At 50.7% G+C, this 14,984-nt stretch carries 18 protein-coding genes; 12 read left to right on the top strand and 6 right to left on the bottom strand.

The annotated features are described in order from the left end of the window. The first annotated feature begins 224 nt into the window (after positions 1-224). Positions 225-821, top strand: coding sequence for a cob(I)yrinic acid a,c-diamide adenosyltransferase (locus Q8P05_02210; protein MDP2666291.1), 597 nt, complete (start codon positions 225-227; stop codon positions 819-821). Between the two features lie 81 nt (positions 822-902). Here the strand turns inward: Q8P05_02210 and Q8P05_02205 are convergent, their stop codons facing one another. Then, the gene (locus Q8P05_02205) at positions 903-1,493 is read right to left on the bottom strand and encodes a hypothetical protein (protein MDP2666290.1); all 591 of its coding nucleotides are present in this window, start codon (positions 1,491-1,493) and stop codon (positions 903-905) included. Between the two features lie 51 nt (positions 1,494-1,544). Here Q8P05_02205 and Q8P05_02200 point away from each other — a divergent pair, with 51 nt between their 5' ends. The 3 genes from Q8P05_02200 to Q8P05_02190 are packed head-to-tail and all read left to right on the top strand — an operon-like array spanning position 1,545 to position 3,873. Beyond that, on the top strand, positions 1,545-2,186 hold the full coding sequence (locus Q8P05_02200; GenBank protein MDP2666289.1) for a transaldolase family protein: 642 nt from the start codon (positions 1,545-1,547) through the stop codon (positions 2,184-2,186). Between the two features lie 27 nt (positions 2,187-2,213). Further along, positions 2,214-3,407: a redox-regulated ATPase YchF gene (locus Q8P05_02195; GenBank protein ID MDP2666288.1), complete on the top strand. Its 1,194-nt coding sequence runs from the start codon at positions 2,214-2,216 to the stop codon at positions 3,405-3,407. A gap of 1 nt (position 3,408) precedes the next feature. Beyond that, positions 3,409-3,873: a DUF192 domain-containing protein gene (locus tag Q8P05_02190; GenBank protein MDP2666287.1), complete on the top strand. Its 465-nt coding sequence runs from the start codon at positions 3,409-3,411 to the stop codon at positions 3,871-3,873. Here Q8P05_02190 and Q8P05_02185 read toward each other — a convergent pair. Then, a complete protein-coding gene (locus tag Q8P05_02185) occupies positions 3,839-4,438 on the bottom strand; it encodes a winged helix-turn-helix transcriptional regulator (GenBank protein MDP2666286.1) in 600 nt (199 codons plus the stop codon). The genes Q8P05_02190 and Q8P05_02185 overlap by 35 nt on opposite strands. Before the next feature lie 9 nt (positions 4,439-4,447). After that, the gene (locus tag Q8P05_02180) at positions 4,448-4,849 is read right to left on the bottom strand and encodes a hypothetical protein (protein MDP2666285.1); all 402 of its coding nucleotides are present in this window, start codon (positions 4,847-4,849) and stop codon (positions 4,448-4,450) included. 215 nt (positions 4,850-5,064) lie between these two features. Here Q8P05_02180 and Q8P05_02175 point away from each other — a divergent pair, with 215 nt between their 5' ends. The 3 genes from Q8P05_02175 to Q8P05_02165 all read left to right on the top strand — a co-directional run bounded on the left by Q8P05_02175 (position 5,065) and on the right by Q8P05_02165 (position 9,534). Beyond that, positions 5,065-7,557: a penicillin acylase family protein gene (locus tag Q8P05_02175; GenBank protein MDP2666284.1), complete on the top strand. Its 2,493-nt coding sequence runs from the start codon at positions 5,065-5,067 to the stop codon at positions 7,555-7,557. 125 nt (positions 7,558-7,682) lie between these two features. Then, complete coding sequence (locus Q8P05_02170; GenBank protein MDP2666283.1) at positions 7,683-8,963, top strand: hypothetical protein; 1,281 nt, start codon at positions 7,683-7,685, stop codon at positions 8,961-8,963. Between the two features lie 31 nt (positions 8,964-8,994). Continuing rightward, positions 8,995-9,534 carry a class III signal peptide-containing protein gene (locus Q8P05_02165; GenBank protein ID MDP2666282.1) on the top strand — a complete coding sequence of 180 codons (540 nt, stop codon included), beginning with the start codon at positions 8,995-8,997 and terminating at the stop codon, positions 9,532-9,534. A 30-nt stretch (positions 9,535-9,564) separates the two neighbouring features. Here the strand turns inward: Q8P05_02165 and asnS are convergent, their stop codons facing one another. Beyond that, complete coding sequence (gene asnS, locus Q8P05_02160) at positions 9,565-10,860, bottom strand: asparagine--tRNA ligase (protein MDP2666281.1); 1,296 nt, start codon at positions 10,858-10,860, stop codon at positions 9,565-9,567. A 259-nt stretch (positions 10,861-11,119) separates the two neighbouring features. Between asnS and Q8P05_02155 the strand changes: the two genes are divergently transcribed. Together Q8P05_02155 and Q8P05_02150 are read left to right on the top strand one after the other, a co-directional pair. Next, the gene (locus Q8P05_02155; GenBank protein ID MDP2666280.1) at positions 11,120-11,347 is read left to right on the top strand and encodes a hypothetical protein; all 228 of its coding nucleotides are present in this window, start codon (positions 11,120-11,122) and stop codon (positions 11,345-11,347) included. Next, positions 11,344-11,595 carry a type II toxin-antitoxin system RelE/ParE family toxin gene (locus Q8P05_02150; GenBank protein MDP2666279.1) on the top strand — a complete coding sequence of 84 codons (252 nt, stop codon included), beginning with the start codon at positions 11,344-11,346 and terminating at the stop codon, positions 11,593-11,595. Before Q8P05_02155 ends, Q8P05_02150 begins: the two co-directional genes overlap by 4 nt. A 65-nt stretch (positions 11,596-11,660) precedes the next feature. On the opposite strand, the gene aspS is transcribed toward Q8P05_02150, so the two are convergent. Next, positions 11,661-12,983 (bottom strand): aspartate--tRNA(Asn) ligase, encoded by a 1,323-nt coding sequence (aspS, locus tag Q8P05_02145; GenBank protein MDP2666278.1) that lies wholly within the window; start codon positions 12,981-12,983, stop codon positions 11,661-11,663. 138 nt (positions 12,984-13,121) lie between these two features. Between aspS and Q8P05_02140 the strand changes: the two genes are divergently transcribed. Both Q8P05_02140 and Q8P05_02135 read left to right on the top strand, forming a co-directional pair. Beyond that, entirely contained in the window at positions 13,122-13,322 is a 201-nt protein-coding gene (locus tag Q8P05_02140) for a hypothetical protein (GenBank protein MDP2666277.1), read from the top strand. Beyond that, a complete protein-coding gene (locus Q8P05_02135; GenBank protein ID MDP2666276.1) occupies positions 13,309-13,698 on the top strand; it encodes a PIN domain-containing protein in 390 nt (129 codons plus the stop codon). The genes Q8P05_02140 and Q8P05_02135 overlap by 14 nt, the downstream gene beginning before the upstream one ends. On the opposite strand, the gene Q8P05_02130 is transcribed toward Q8P05_02135, so the two are convergent. Beyond that, on the bottom strand, positions 13,684-14,403 hold the full coding sequence (locus tag Q8P05_02130) for a hypothetical protein (protein MDP2666275.1): 720 nt from the start codon (positions 14,401-14,403) through the stop codon (positions 13,684-13,686). The genes Q8P05_02135 and Q8P05_02130 overlap by 15 nt on opposite strands. A gap of 36 nt (positions 14,404-14,439) precedes the next feature. Here Q8P05_02130 and Q8P05_02125 point away from each other — a divergent pair, with 36 nt between their 5' ends. Further along, positions 14,440-14,940, top strand: a complete 501-nt coding sequence (locus Q8P05_02125) for an NUDIX hydrolase (GenBank protein MDP2666274.1) — start codon at positions 14,440-14,442, stop codon at positions 14,938-14,940. Positions 14,941-14,984: the final 44 nt, after the last annotated feature.

Genomic DNA, 14,984 nt, shown 5'->3' with positions numbered 1-14,984 from the left:
AGACCTCTCCCTTTTGGATTTTGGTTGGACTTCCATTTTCTCCTCCATTCCCTCTAATTTCCATTCTCCCCTAATTCCCCACGTTATCGCCAACCCCTATTTCTTCATCGACCGGCCTGTCCGCATTCCCCATGAATAGAAGGCCTCTATTCCTATTCGGCGGAATGGCACCCGTGGGCGTTAAATAGGATTCTTCCCTCGGTATTCTGGCGGTCGGTTGTAATATGGGTGCAGATAAGCCTTTTTTGGAACGCGGGATGGTGCATGTGTATACCGGCGACGGAAAGGGCAAAACCACGGCGTCCCTTGGGTTGGCTTTCCGGGCCATGGGCTATGGCATGAAAGTCTACATGGTCCAATTCCTCAAAATTGGTTACACGGGAGAAGCTTTGGCCCTGCGCCGGTTTGGGTTGCCCATGTCGCTCGAGAGTTTCAATGTGACCTGCAAGAACCAGGCCTCCCATGATGCGGATATCGCGGCCGGGGTTTTCTCTGGATATTGCCGGGATTGCTTCGTCCCTACTCAATATGATGCTCCCATGGCCGAGAAGGCGTTTCTCAAAGGAAAGGAAGCCGTGGACTCGGGGAAATATGATTTGGTGATTTTCGATGAATTGAATGTGGCCCTCAACATGAAATTGTTGTCCGTGAGTACCGTATTGGAGATGCTCGCGGCCAAACCCCCCCACACCGAAATTGTACTCACGGGACGCAACGCCCCCGCTGAAGTAATCGGGGTGGCGGATTATGTGACCCGCATGGAATTGCATCGCCATCCCTACATGAAAAAAATATATGCCCGCAAGGGTATTGAGTTTTGATTGTTGCTGGGGGGGTTGCGGAGCAATTCCCCCTATTTCGTTTCCGCCGATCGAAATCGGCGCTCGTAAGGGTATTGAGTTTTAGCGTAGCGGGGGAGCGGGAACCAGGCGCGTGAGAATTTCTTCCCACCCGTGGACGCGGTGGATGCGGGGATGGAGGGTCTTGGTTTGGTTCCAAGGCCGGTTGAGGAGTAGCACATCGATTCTGTTTTCCGCACATTCGATGGCGAAATCGAGACTGTCCTCGATCATCCAGTGGATTCCCTTTTCCCTGCAAATATGCATCTTTGACAATCGGCGCGCGGGATCAAAGTGGTTGGTGAAAACACAATCGCTCATGATGTCCCCAAAATGATGGGCGAGCCAATCTTCCGTCACTGTTTTCACATGGGATGGGCGCGCGGTGATGATGTAGAGGTCGTTGTCCCGGGCTAAAGTGGATAGGGCGGTGATGGCTCCTTTTACGGGTGGGAGGCGCCGAAAATGCTCGGTTTGGAAGAACGCATTGAATTCCGCCACCGCTTCTTCCGTTGAACAGCCCCACAACCGAGAAAGCTCGAAATGATTCACATCGGCTTCCCTATAAGCCGTGCGGTGGTGGGCATTATAATATTCAAGGAGTGGCCCATAGAATTCGGCCAGTACCCCATCGATATCCACCCCAATCCGCATATAGTAAGACGGCCAGCCCCATTTTAAAGATCTGCCCTCCCCTTTCCTGGTATGACCATCTTCGTGGATTCGGCTAACATCAATGAGGTGGAGAAATGGGTGAAGCAACCCTTCGTGAAGGGAATAACCACCAACCCTTTCCTCATGGCCAAAGTCAAACCCAAAAATAGGTTCGATCACCTCAAATCCCTCTATATATTGCTTGGAAAAGGGCAGCTCCTCATGGTCCAAGCATCAGGGGAGACCCCGGATGAATTGCTGGAAGATGTGCGCACCATTCACGAAATGCTTCCTAAGGCGGTCATCAACATCCCAGCCGACAAGAGCGGTTTCTCCATTGCCCCCACGCTCAACCATGACAAAGTGGAGATATGTTTCACCGCCGTCTTTTCAGCCGCGCAAGGGATTCTCGCGGCCTTCGCGGGCGGCCACTATGTCGCCCCCTATGTGGGTCGGATGCAGGATGTGGAATTGGATCCTTGGTCCGAAATTGAGGATATGCAGGATGCCTTCATGGCGCACGAACTGGATTCCCATGTCCTGGCCTCCTCCCTGCGCACTCCCAAGGACGTGGCGCGGGCGTTTGCCCTGGGCTGCCATGTCACGGTGAAACCGGAAATATTGGAGCAATGCCTCTCCCCCACGCACACGGATGAGATGGTGAAGGAATTCAACCGCGTGCGTTTGGTGTGAGTTACGATTTATTGAGAGGACTAGCGGATGCTCATAGGAATTGTGGGAAAACCCTCATCGGGAAAGAGCACGTATTTCGCGGCCGCCACTTTAGTTGACGTAGCGCGGGCCGCATATCCATTCACCACTATTAATCCAAATAGGGGCATGGGATTTGTACGCGTGGCATGCGTGGATGTGGATTTCAATACCCAATGTAATCCCCGCACCGGTTTTTGCATCAACCACATCCGCTTCATCCCCGTGGAATTGTTGGATGTAGCTGGTTTGGTCCCGGGGGCGCATGAGGGAAAAGGTTTGGGAAATAAGTTCCTGGATGATTTGCGACAAGCGGATGTGCTCATTCATGTGGTGGACGCGAGCGGGAGCACGAATGAAAAAGGCGAGGCGGTGGAACCTGGTTCGCATGATCCGTGCCAGGACATATTATTTTTGGAGGAGGAGATTGAGCTCTGGATGATGGGCATTTTGGAGAAAAATTGGGCTAAGTTTGCCCGCCAACCTCTTACTACTAAACAACAAGTCATTGATGCGGTGGCCAAAGGTTTGTCGGGGTTGGGTGTCACAAATCATCACGTGGATGTAGCACTAAACAAGACAAAGCTGGGCGAAAAAAAGCTCAGCGAGTGGAATGAGGAGGACAAGCGAAGGTTTGTGAATGAGTCTCGGCTCATTTCCAAGCCCATCGTCATCGCCGCCAACAAGATGGATCTTCCTTATACTGCGGGAAACGTTGAACGTCTGAAAAAAACCTTCCCGCACCTCCTCATTATCCCCTGCTCAGCTGAGGCGGATCTTACATTGAGGAAGGCCGACAAAAACAATCTCATCTCCTATATTCCCGGTTCACCTGATTTCCTAAAAAACAAGGAGTTGAATCCCGCGCAGGAGCAGGCCTTGCAGTATATCCACGAAAAAGTATTAATTCCCTTGAATGGCACGGGAGTCCAGCGCGTCCTGGATGAAACCGTTTTTTCTGCGTTAGGCTATATGGCCATTTTCCCGGGTGGAACCAAGGGGTTGGCGGACAAGGATGGGAATATCATCCCGGATTGCTTCCTCATGCCCCCCCATTCAACCACCCTGGATTTCGCATTCCGTCTCCACACGGATTTCGGGAAAAACTTCATTAAGGCCATCGATGTGAAGACCAAAATGTTGTTAGGCAAGGACCACCTCCTTAGTAATCGGGATGTAATTGAAATCGTGGCGGGGCGGTGAGATGGGTCGATTCAAAATAGTGTTTGCATTGGTTACAATCCTGTTCCTCGTGGGATGCGTGGATGTCCTTTCCCCCAATCCCTCCCCCATTCCCTCAGTGTGCACGGAAACGCGGTGTTTTTCCGTGGCTATTGTCGACACCCCCGAGTTGCGCGAGCAGGGTTTGATGTTCCGCACCCATTTAGGAGCTGATAAGGGGATGCTCTTTATTTTTCCCCTGGAAGAAAGGTATACCTTCTGGATGAAAAACACTCTCATTCCTTTGGACATGATTTGGATCTCCCGGGATGGAATCATCATGGATATTCAAACCGCTATTCCCTGCGAGCGATACCCATGTACAGTGTATACCCCCCGGGGTAAGGCATTGTATGTGCTCGAGGTCAATGCTGGGGCGGCAGAGGAAGCGGGGATGAGGATTGGGGATACGCTTATTCTATCGGGTGTTCCGTTGACGTCGGGCTAGGCGTGTCATCAGGAGGGGAGAGGGTGACAATCATCTCCACGAAGTTGTCTACCGCGTCATCCAGGAAACTTTTTTGGTAATCAACCACGAGTCGTTGGGCCAATATTGGGTCCACAATAGCGAAAAAGGTTTTTCTTCCATCCCGGACGCGGGAAAGAACGTTTTCCTTGACCAATTTGTCGAGGTGCCAGGATGTAGTGGACGGAGATAAAGCGATGTGCGTCGCAATCGTTTCATTGTTGGCGCGTTTTTCTTGCAACAGAAACAGCAATATCTTCCGCGTCGAGGCGTGGCGGAGAAAAGCCATGGTCTTCTTCCCCGCGTCCCCTTCTCCCATGCCGGTGTTGCGTACCGCGTAGTAGCGGACGAACTTTCCTTCCTTTTGCGTCCGGATGATGTGGTATTTTTGGAGATAATCCAAGTGGTATTGGAGGCTTCCCACCGCCAGGTTGGCGCGGCGCTGGATCTCTCTGAAATGCAGGCCGGGGGATGAATCGATGATGGTGTAGATCCTATTCCGCACCTCCAGCTGCAGCGCTTTATGGAATGTCGCGTCGTCGGCCATGTGGGGGCATCATCCCTTTTTGGAGGAGTGTCTCCCGAAGAGGGCGTAGGCGATGAGCGCCAAACTCACCAGTTCAATGACGTTTTCCGCGTGATCGGGGAAAAACTGTCCGTCGCTCACGAAGAGGTCCATGACCTTGAGCAACCATTTGAAAGCGAGCAATCCGAAGGCCAGCGCCACCAACCCAATTCGGGATTGGGGTTGGCGCTGATAAGCGAGGGTGCCGATAATGGCCACGGCGAGGGCGAATAGTAACACGATGAGGCGCGTGATGTAATCGAAGGATTGCGCGGAATTGGTGAGCAATCGCAAGGGTTCAGTAAACCATCCCACGATGACTCCTGGGTGGAAGGCGGATAGCAAGAGCAAAATGGCCCCGGCAAGGATAATGAGTATGGCGGCTGTCTTCATGGGTGCCCCTCCTGATTATGAAAGATAGATGGGGGGTGCAGAATAAAAAGAAAAGGCGTCCCGACGCCCCTATGGGGGCGCCGGGTGTGAGGAGAGCCTATTTATCCCAAATCTTGAATACACACAGATTCCATTTTCCATTAATAAAGCCATTCTGGTACGGGGGTGAAAGGGTGCCGCTGGGCATTTATAAAGAAAAAAGGGGTCCACAACGCATGAATGCCCCTCCTTCCTGGGGAAAGGGTTCCCTGGAATACCTGCTCCTCATCGCCGGGGCCATATTAGTGGCGGCGACCATTATGCTCTTTCTCATGTCCGGCCATATTGACCCGGTCGGACTTATTTACATCCCCCGGGCCGGTGACACCATTCAGGACGATCCTCTGGGCCTTCCCCTAGGGGGGCCTGTCGGAACCGAATTGAAAATTATTCGCGACCAATTCGGGGTTCCGCATGTGTTTGCTGCTACTGATTATTCGGCGTTTTATGGGATGGGTTATGCGGCTGCGGAGGATCGTCTGTATCAGATGCATCGGACGCGTATGGTTATGAAGGGGCGGTTGGCCGAGTTGAACGGGAATATGAATGAGGGTGCTACGATCAATTTGGACAAGGAAATGCGTCGCCTCCAGTTTGCGGATTATGCGGCGGCGCGTTATCCTAATTTGGATGTAGAGACCAGGGATTTTCTTCAGGCGTATGCGGATGGGGTGAATTGGTATATAGAGACCCATAAAACGAGCTTACACAAACTTTTTAATAGTGTTCCTGAGCCTTGGACTCCTGTTGATTCGTTGTTGGTTTGGGATTCGGTTGTTCGGGTGGGGGTGGATGCGTCGGAGGTGACTAATCTTCATACGTTTGAGCAGAAGGTTGTTGAATTGGGTTCGGTTGATGCGGCGGCAGCGGATATGGAGCCGACGGCGTATGTGGATAGTGATGGGGCGGTGGTGCAGCAGAGTGATGTTCCTTCGTCCACGCTTCAGGCGATGCGGTCGTATGCCAATCAACACCCTCCCTTCGGGGGTTATTCTACGAATCTTATTGAGGTTCCCAAGATGAGCCACGCTTGGGTGGTGGGGGGCAGTCGTTCCACGACCGGGGCCGCCATTCTGGTGTCTTCCCCCCAATTAGATGTCACCTCCCCCTCCCCATTTCATGAGATTCATGTGAAGGGGGCTACTTTTGATGTTCGCGGAGTGGCTATTCCGGGGGCGCCGGGTATTTATGTGGGGTTTAATCCTCGCGTGGCGTGGGGTGTTACTGCGGCGGGTGGGGATTTGAGTGATGTTTTCAAACTAAAGATGGTGGGGGGGGACCAGTATGAATATGATGGTCAAACGTATACGATTGAGTCCCGTACCGAGACTATTTTGGTGAAGAATGGGAATCCCCAAACCGTCACGGTAAAGAAAACTATTTTGGGTCCGGTGGTGACGGATATGGTGAGTGCTTCCTTGGGGGAGGAGTATGTTTTGCAGGCTGTTCCCCTCGTGGATTCAGATATTCACACGATTCAATCCCTCATTGCCATGATGCGCGCCGATGACGTTTTTCAATTTAGAGATGCGTTGGCTAAATATCGGAGTCCCGCGGTGCATATTATTTTCGGGGATTCGCAGGGTAATATTGGCTATTGGCATTTGGCCGCGGTGCCCACGCGTTCCTCGTTGTCTCCTCTTGCGGGGATGGTGGCGCAGGATGGGAGTAATTCCCAGTACTTGTGGCAGGGTTTCATTCCTCATACATTGCGCCCACATGTCATTAACCCTAGCAGCGGCATTCTATTCTCCGCCAACAACCTTTCAGCTGGAGCCTGGTATCCTATTTTCTACAACCCCGGCTGGGGCGGGGGAGGCGATACGGCCCGTTCCTACCGCCTCCGCGAGCTTCTCTTAGAGAATCACCCCGCTAAATTCACTCCTTCTGAAGTATTAGACATCCACTTCGACGACGTGAGTATTTTCCGACGCGACCTCATCGAAATTGCTCTCTATATCCGTGAACGTCCGGGGGCCATCCAATTTTCCCCAGAAGCAATGAGTGCCCTTACTCATTTGGAAGAATGGTACAATGAGGGAGCCCATTCTTCTATATTTCACCCCTATTTCGCCCTCGTTTCCAATTTCAGGAGCCGCCTACGTCCTCCCGATTCGCAGTGGATCACAGATATTTACGGAGGAGGGGAACCCGGCATGCGCGCATGGTTGCGTCACGCCAAACTGGTGATGACAAAAGGGGAGGATTTCGAGAATGAGGAGATTGCTTTTTTGGAGAAAAAACTATCCGATGCCTGGAACAATACCGTTCTCCCGCCCCCACAAGGGTATGGGGATACTCCATCCCAATGGTCTTCTCAAATCATGAACAACCAGACCAACTATTCCGTGGAATATTTCAATACTGTTTTCTTCGGTTTTGGAAGCTTGGACCCCTCGAAGGACGAAACGTACACGGGATGGAAAAATCCCGATATCGGCACGTTAGGGGGGCAGTTGACCCAATCCTACTCCCTTTTCGTCGATTTATCCCAGCCGGACAATTCCAGGAGTTTATTGCCCTTGGGCAACTCCGAGGATCCCAGCAACGCGCATTTCAACGACCTCGCTTCCCGCTGGATGGATGCGGATTTTTACCCGGCCCCTATATCCGAGGACCGGTTACAAAGTTTAATCGAGTCCATCACCACCCTATACTATATCCGTTAGGTTTGGGTGGGTCCACCCATATTCTATAAAGTCGATTTGGGAAGATCCCCATCCCTCCTTAGGTATTTGGAAAGTGACGGTGTGTTCACCGGGTCTTTTTAAAGTAAAAGGGCTTTTCCGGGTGCATGCGTTCTCCCCTTCCTAAGGGACAGGGTTCCCTGGAATACCTCCTCCTCATCGCCGGCGCCATTTTGGTGGCGGCGACCATCCTGCTACTCCTCATCCTGACGTATGTTCCAGCCGCCGGGAATATTCTCCAGAACAACCTCTCCGATTTCCCCCAGGGCAACTTTGGAGGCGGCGGAGGGGGCGGGGGAACCGGATTTGGCTCTCTGGTGGTGGATTGGAGTACGATGCCATCTCTTAACCCGGTTCAATTTCAACGCGCTAATTCAGTGGGGGGCTTTACCATTACCAATCCCCATCCCACCCAAGATGTAAAATTCGATGCCGTCCGAATCCATTTCGACCTGGTGGATTTTGCCTTCACGGATGATGATTTCAGGGTTGAGAAATTGACTTTGGGAGGGCAGGTGGTCGATTTTTCAAGCACTCCAGCCGATTCAGGAGATATTATCTCGTTTTCCCCGATCACAATACCAAGCAACGGGTCGATCAAAGGTACGATTGGCTTCAACACGGATGTGGTTTCCAAATTGGGCCAAACGGTGAATTTGAAATTGTATGCGTATTGCCGCAATTTCCAATGCAACCCCACGCATAGGCATCAGACGATGTATATCGAATTTTTGTACACTCAAACTAATCCCAACACGCCCATCGCCCGCTCCGGAACATTGCATACTCTTCTTTTGACTGAACAGAATGCATCGGTGTGCGGATTCGGAACCACTTCCAACGCGGTCACGTTTTCCACTGTGACGGATGCGTATAATGACGATGGTTCAAACAGCGGATATCTTTTTGATTATGGTTATTCCACCCGATTCGATTTCGATAGGATCCCCCCCAATGCAACCCTCTTTGAAGTAGATTTTCTCATCCAGCAAACTAGTCCCGTGGTGACCCAAAACCGCCAAGGAACTAACAGCGACCCAATCTATTTCATCAAGGATCCTCCATCAGCTCCAATAACTATTTGCACGACCATTGATGAAATTCAAGAGCTTCCTCTCAGTGATCCGCTAAACACTCAATTGTCCGGGAAAACATATGTGAATATCACGCCTGCCAGCCTGAATCCTGGATTGGAACTTTTTCACCTGGCGAGCGGACCCTCCTTTGTATTGCCCGGGGAGAATGCCCTTAATTTCACCATGGTGGGAGAGGATTTCGACCCGAATAACAGTTTATCATCCTCTGGCGAGGCCGGGAACCGGGTCTGGTATTCCTATTCGAGTGGGGCACAGCCACCCGTTTTGATTATCCGCCACCAAACCCCATAACGCTTATAAAGGAGCAGAAGGTGGAAAGAGCATGCCAACCCATCCCCAACCCCAATCCAAGCCCCGCAGGAAAGGCCAGGGGGCCTTAGAATACCTCCTCCTCATCGGGGGAGCGGTGCTCATCGCCACTATTGTCCTGCTCATCATCATCACGACCTCCGGCTCCACCAATGATATTGTTCAGCACAACCTGGATGATTACACCCAGCACGTGGGATTAAATTCGGGTGGCGGGGGCGGTGGGAGTGCGCCCACTATTGCCACTTTTTCCGCTAGCAATAATGGGTCTGATCCAGCAGCAATTAATTTTGATTGGTCGATTAATGGTTTTGCTACTGGGGCTTGGACAAACCAGGTAAAGATTTGGCGAGGAGGAAGCGTGCCAGTTACTAGCAATAATTTTGATACTTACGCTGGACATCCACTTTTCTGGACCCATGACATTACAAACGCAAGTAGTTCAGGAACTTCTCCGGATAATAGCAATGCTGGAGCCAATTTTTCAGTTTTCATCAAAGCTTGCAATTCAAATGGATGTGCTTTCAGTGGGCCGATAGTAGTCAATATCTAATGATGTTGATAAAAGCAAATTAATTTTTTCTCACGGCGCAATCCGACTCATCGTCCGCGGAAACCCCACGGTATCCCGGATGTGGTCTATTTTGAACAGCCACATGGTGAAGCGGGATAGTCCTAACCCTCCACCCGTGTGGGGGACGCTTCCGTATTTCCGAAGATCAACGTACCATTGGTAGTCTTTTTCTTTGAGCCCGGCGGCTTTCATGCGTCCCACCAGTTCATCATATTTCCAACATCGTTCGCCCGACCCGATGATTTCCCCGTATCCTTCGGGGGCCAGGACATCGCAGCATAGCACGGTTTCCCCTCGTTTGGGGTCGGGGCGGTGGTAGAAGGGCTTGAGTACCGTGGGATAGTGGTGCACGAATATGGGTATGTCAAAATCCTTGGTGATCTCCCGCTCGTGCATCTCCTGCAAATCATCCCCCCACTTGAGGTCGGGGAACTTTTTCTGCGCCACGGCAAAGACTTCATCATATGTGAAGTGTTTGAATTTGCTTTTGATCACCTTTTCCAACGTTTTAGGGTCCCTTCCGAAGTAAGCGAGTTGTTCCTGGCCCTTTTCCAATACGTACTTGGCCACGTGTTTGATCATGCGCTCTTCCCAGGCCATGAGGTCTTCCAGATCCGAAAAGGCGGTTTCCCATTCGGCGTGCCAGAATTCCGTGAGGTGCCTTCTGGTACGTGAGGGTTCGGCGCGGAAGGAAGGGGCGACAGTATACACTTTTTCCAGGGCGTGCGCATAGACTTCCAGATAGAACTGCGAGGATTGGGTGAGGTAGGCTTTTTTCCCAAAGTAGTCCACTTCGAATAATTCCGAGCCCCCTTCCACGGCTCCGGAAACGAACATGGGGCATTGCACCTCCAAGTAACCATCTTTCTTGCAGAAATCGTGGAAGGCTTCAAACACCAGGGCGGAGGCCTTCATCCCCTGCTGCATCTTGGTGGAGCGCAGCCAGAGATGGCGCACGTCCAAAAGGAATTCCTCGGATAAATCCTTTCCAATGGGAAATTCCTCTCCTGCGTGCAATACTTCCACTTTCGTCACGTGCACCTCTTTTCCTCCGGGGGCACGGGGTTCTTTTTTTACTATTCCATACACTTTCACCGAGCTCTCCATGAGGGCCTTGCGCGCGCTGGCATACGCTTTTTTGTCAGTAATATCACCTGAGGAGAGCACGCATTGCATCTCCCCGCTTCCGTCGCGTATCACCCAGATGAGGGTGCCTTTGAAGTCGCGTTTGCGTTTGATCCAGCCCCAGAGGTGGGCTTCGGACAAGTCTTTTTCCAATACATCCTTGATGAGGGTTCGTTTCATGTGGGTTCACTCCATGCGCGGTTTTGGGTCAATGGGACTTATAATGTTGGCCTCCGGCGGACATCCAGGTGCCCGAGAGAGGGGAGAATCAGCGGCGATTGGAGGTGATGCGTACACCTAAGACTGACGGGAAACCCGATTGTCTGAATTCGATTAAGGTGCGCATATGCAGATGTAGAGTCTTTTCTTGTTAAAAAGGAATCTCCACGGAATCGCTTTTACAAAAAGGTATTTAAACTATAATGCTCTATAGTGTACTATGGCAGCTAAAACATCTATCCAAGTAAGTATGGAATTGAAGAATGAGCTTGACAAATACAAGATATATGATCGCGACACGTACGAAGGGGTCATTTGGGATTTGGTGGAAGATCATAAAATGGTCAACGAAGAAACCCTCAAAGAAATCGAACAATCCCGCAAGGAATTCCGAGAGGGAAAAGGTATTCCTCACGATGAAGTAAAAAAAAGGCTGAATCTTAGATGATTTACGCCATTGAATTTTCTCCGACGAGTCTGAAGCAGCTTGAGAAATTGGAGCGTCCAACGCGTGAAAGGATTTTGGCCGCCCTTGAACGGTCGCGTGTCAATCCTTTTCAATTTTTTTTCAAATTGACAGGAAGGGATTTTTATCGAATGCGCGTAGGCGATTATCGGGTGATTGCGGATATTAGCAAGCAGAGAGTTGAAATATTGGTGATTAAAATAGGAAAGCGCGAAAACGTTTACAATTAAGTCCAACTAATCTTTTTTAGAGATTTTGTGCTGTGGAGCTTGGAGGATGAAGGTTTCCTTACGAATCAGGGAGTCAGCCGTTCGGGGTCCCTGGGAAGGAGGATGGCTTCTTTCACGTTAGTAAGGTTGAGCATTTGCTTGATGATGCGATCCAACCCTAACCCTATTCCCCCATGGGGCGGGGCGCCATATTTGAATAGGTCGCGGTAGAAGGTCATTTGGTCCAGGGGAATGCCTTTCTCCTTGGCTTGGGCATCCAGAATGGGGAGGCGGTGTTCCCTCAGGGCCCCGGTGCCTATTTCAACGCCTTTGTAAATGACATCAAAAGAAAGTGTTCTTTTTGGATCATCCGGGGGGCGCATATGGTAGAAGGGCCTTTTTTTCCACGGGTAATCGAGCATGAAAACGAAATCATTTCCCCATGTTTCTTTCACGTATTCCCCTATCAACCGCTCCCCTTCCGCATCCAGATCATCGTCTTCGGGAATGGTTTTTCCTTTTTCTGATAGTATTTGGCGGGCATCCTGTAAGGAAAGGCGGGGGATTTTTGGGGGAATATCTATCATCACTCCCAAAGTTTCCAATTCTTCCGCGCACTCATTTTGAATACGCGTGAGGAGGGTTTGGAGATATTTCTCAACAACTTTCATCACATCCTCCAATTCTGAGACGAATCCCATCTCGAAGTCAATGCCCGTGAATTCGGTGAGGTGGCGCGTGGTGTGGGATTTCTCCGCCCGGAAAATGGGTTCGATGGCATACACCTTTTCCAATCCAGAAACCACGAACATTTGTTTGTAAATCTGAGGGCTCTGGGCCAGGGAAGCGGTTTTTCCGAAATAATCCAGCTTGAACTCTTCCGCTCCCGATTCTACTCCTGAGGCCGTCAATTTGGGCGTCTGGATGTTTAGGAATCCTTCCTCGATGAAAAAAGTGTGCGTCACTGCCGAAACCTGACTCCGGATGCGAAAAATAGCCTGGACATTCTTCCGTCGCAGATCAAGAAAGCGGTAATCCAGGCGCTTGTCCAAGTGAGTCGTAGAATCGGCACGCATTTCAATGGGCAATGGTGCGTCGCTCGGATTAAGGATCTCGATGGCCGTTGCCTCCACTTCAATCGCCCCCGTCTTTTCCTCGGCACGGATTTGGTTGTCGGGACGTTGGTTTACCTTTCCGCGGATACGGATGACTGTTTCAGGTTTGAGGGTGGACGCGTGCGCTTCTGTGAGGGTTTTGTTGACAAACACCTGCGTGATGCCCGTGCGGTCGCGGAGGAGGATGAACGAAATTTTTCCCGTTTCCCTGAAGGTATCCACCCACCCCTCCAGGATAACATCCTTCCCGGCATCGGCGCCCCGGAGTTCGCCGCAAGTATGCGTGCGTATCATGGTTGGAAAAGGGGAAATTCGTGTTATAAGGCTACGGGAGATAAGGAGAGGTCCTTTTTTCGTTTCAAAGGATGGCGAAGGGTCTCAAACCTATAGTTATATAACATTGCATATAACATATTATATGGGTGATTTAATATGCGGGTCCTATTGAAGATTAGGCGGGTCGGCGGGTCGTTGATGGCGGCTATTCCTTCGGAAGAGGCCAAACGCTTGAATGTGAATGCCGGCGATGTGGTCTCGGCAGAATTAAAACACTTGCCAAAAGACATGTTCGGTGTGTTTCATGGGAAAAAAATAGTCCTTACTGAGGATGATCGGTGGCATGACCGGGATTAAATATCTGCTGGATACCTCGACCTGGATAGAATATTTCTTGGGTACCCCCTCGGGAGAAAAAGTTCAGCAAGTTTTGAATAGTGGAGATCCATGTTATACGTGTGGGCCGGTTATTAGTGAGGTGGCCAGCACGCTTTTGCGTAATGGCCTTGAGTGTAGGCCTCCAATCGAATTCGTCAAATCGAAATGCGTCTTTCTGGAAGGGAATATCGATGATTTTGCCAATGCGGGTATTCGTCATGCGGTGCTAAAGAAAGAGGAGCATCGCATCAGCTATACCGATGCCCTGCTCGTCGTGTTCAGCGAGACGCGCAATCTCAAGATTGTGAGCAAGGACGTTCACCTGAAAAAACACAATACCCTATTTTTGCACTAGTGCGGATCGGCAACCCGCCCGGAGCGGGCAATGCATGCATTTCGGGTCTGTTTTAGTGCAATACCGTTTAGCATGTTCAACGAGCAGGGAATGGAATTCATTGTAAGCGACATAGTTTTTTGGTTTTGGGGGCATTTTCTCATGCACAAACGACACCATCTTCCCATAGGTGGGTTCTTTCCCCCATCCATGGACACGTGTGAGAATTCGGCGAGCATACGCATCGGCGATGAAATAGGGTTGATGCGCCGCGTACACGAGGATGGAGTCCGCCGTCTCTTCACCAACCCCATTTATTCCCAATAATTCGGCGCGCAGAGTTTCCGCGGGTTGTTTCAGCATCGTTGTCATCGTTCCATGGTTTTCTTTCACATGTTGAGCGAAGCGAATGATCCGGTCCGCTTTCTGGTTGTAGTAGCCCGCGCTCCGGATAAGGGGAATCACTATTTCTTTTTTGGTGGTGGATAGTTTTTTCACCGAATCAAAATAGCCCTTTTTGGACAATTGTTCCACGGCCTTCTCCGCATTCTTCCAACTGGTATTCTGGGCGAGGAGCGCCCCCACACAAATCTCGAGCAGTTCTTTCTCGTTGCGCGGATGGTCATATGACCCCATTCGATAGCGTTTACTGGCGTCCGCGTGCCAGATGGGCCACCACCCCTGGGGGCCGTAGGTAAGGAGGAGTTTTTGGTAGATTTTTTTCATATAGGTTAATAGGGGGTGGTCCCTATATCAATTTTTATGAAAATCCCCATCGTGGATGAAAATGATTCCATTCTCGAATACAAAGAACATTCGCTCCTTAAACCCAATGACATCTACAGGGTGTCCTCGTTATGGGTATCCAATTCCAAAGGGCATCTCTTGTTCGCCCAGCGTGCCTTGAGCAAGAAAAGGGATCCTGGGAAATGGGGCCCGGCGGTGGCCGGGACGGTTGAAAAAGGCGAGACCTATGAAGAGAATATCTATAAGGAAGCGGAGGAAGAGATTGGGTTGCGGGGGGTTTTGTTTCAGAAAGGCCCAAAGAATCGCATCCGGGGGAATCATCAGTATTTTTGCCAGCTTTTTTTAGTATCTCTCGATCAAGATATAGGCGAGTTTCATCCCGGTAAGGAAGTAGAGGCGCTTCGCTGGTTTTCAAAAAAGGAATTGTTGGATGGGTTAAAGAAAAACCCGTCCTTTTTCATTCCGAATGCGGATCAATGGCTTCTGCCGACCCTGCTTTTATTCAAAGATAAATAATCGGTGGCGGGATGCAGGACCGGACTTCCCGATTAGTCGGTGAA

It is taken from the genome of Candidatus Diapherotrites archaeon, assembly GCA_030688545.1.
Taxonomy (GTDB): Archaea; Iainarchaeota; Iainarchaeia; order Iainarchaeales; family VGJJ01; genus VGJJ01.
Note: the sequence above shows the minus strand (reverse complement) of the source record. Positions and strands in the feature narration are given on the sequence as shown.

Coding starts and splice junctions, on each gene's coding strand:
- Q8P05_02135 (MDP2666276.1), top strand. CDS start 13,309: ATGACCGGGATTAAATATCTGCTGGATACCTCGACCTGGATAGAATAT.
- asnS (MDP2666281.1), bottom strand. CDS start 10,860: ATGAAACGAACCCTCATCAAGGATGTATTGGAAAAAGACTTGTCCGAA.
- Q8P05_02200 (MDP2666289.1), top strand. CDS start 1,545: ATGACCATCTTCGTGGATTCGGCTAACATCAATGAGGTGGAGAAATGG.
- Q8P05_02130 (MDP2666275.1), bottom strand. CDS start 14,403: ATGAAAAAAATCTACCAAAAACTCCTCCTTACCTACGGCCCCCAGGGG.
- Q8P05_02205 (MDP2666290.1), bottom strand. CDS start 1,493: ATGCGGATTGGGGTGGATATCGATGGGGTACTGGCCGAATTCTATGGG.
- Q8P05_02155 (MDP2666280.1), top strand. CDS start 11,120: ATGGCAGCTAAAACATCTATCCAAGTAAGTATGGAATTGAAGAATGAG.
- Q8P05_02195 (MDP2666288.1), top strand. CDS start 2,214: ATGCTCATAGGAATTGTGGGAAAACCCTCATCGGGAAAGAGCACGTAT.
- Q8P05_02165 (MDP2666282.1), top strand. CDS start 8,995: ATGCCAACCCATCCCCAACCCCAATCCAAGCCCCGCAGGAAAGGCCAG.
- aspS (MDP2666278.1), bottom strand. CDS start 12,983: ATGATACGCACGCATACTTGCGGCGAACTCCGGGGCGCCGATGCCGGG.
- Q8P05_02190 (MDP2666287.1), top strand. CDS start 3,409: ATGGGTCGATTCAAAATAGTGTTTGCATTGGTTACAATCCTGTTCCTC.
- Q8P05_02185 (MDP2666286.1), bottom strand. CDS start 4,438: ATGGCCGACGACGCGACATTCCATAAAGCGCTGCAGCTGGAGGTGCGG.
- Q8P05_02150 (MDP2666279.1), top strand. CDS start 11,344: ATGATTTACGCCATTGAATTTTCTCCGACGAGTCTGAAGCAGCTTGAG.
- Q8P05_02125 (MDP2666274.1), top strand. CDS start 14,440: ATGAAAATCCCCATCGTGGATGAAAATGATTCCATTCTCGAATACAAA.
- Q8P05_02180 (MDP2666285.1), bottom strand. CDS start 4,849: ATGAAGACAGCCGCCATACTCATTATCCTTGCCGGGGCCATTTTGCTC.
- Q8P05_02210 (MDP2666291.1), top strand. CDS start 225: ATGGGTGCAGATAAGCCTTTTTTGGAACGCGGGATGGTGCATGTGTAT.
- Q8P05_02175 (MDP2666284.1), top strand. CDS start 5,065: ATGAATGCCCCTCCTTCCTGGGGAAAGGGTTCCCTGGAATACCTGCTC.
- Q8P05_02140 (MDP2666277.1), top strand. CDS start 13,122: ATGCGGGTCCTATTGAAGATTAGGCGGGTCGGCGGGTCGTTGATGGCG.
- Q8P05_02170 (MDP2666283.1), top strand. CDS start 7,683: ATGCGTTCTCCCCTTCCTAAGGGACAGGGTTCCCTGGAATACCTCCTC.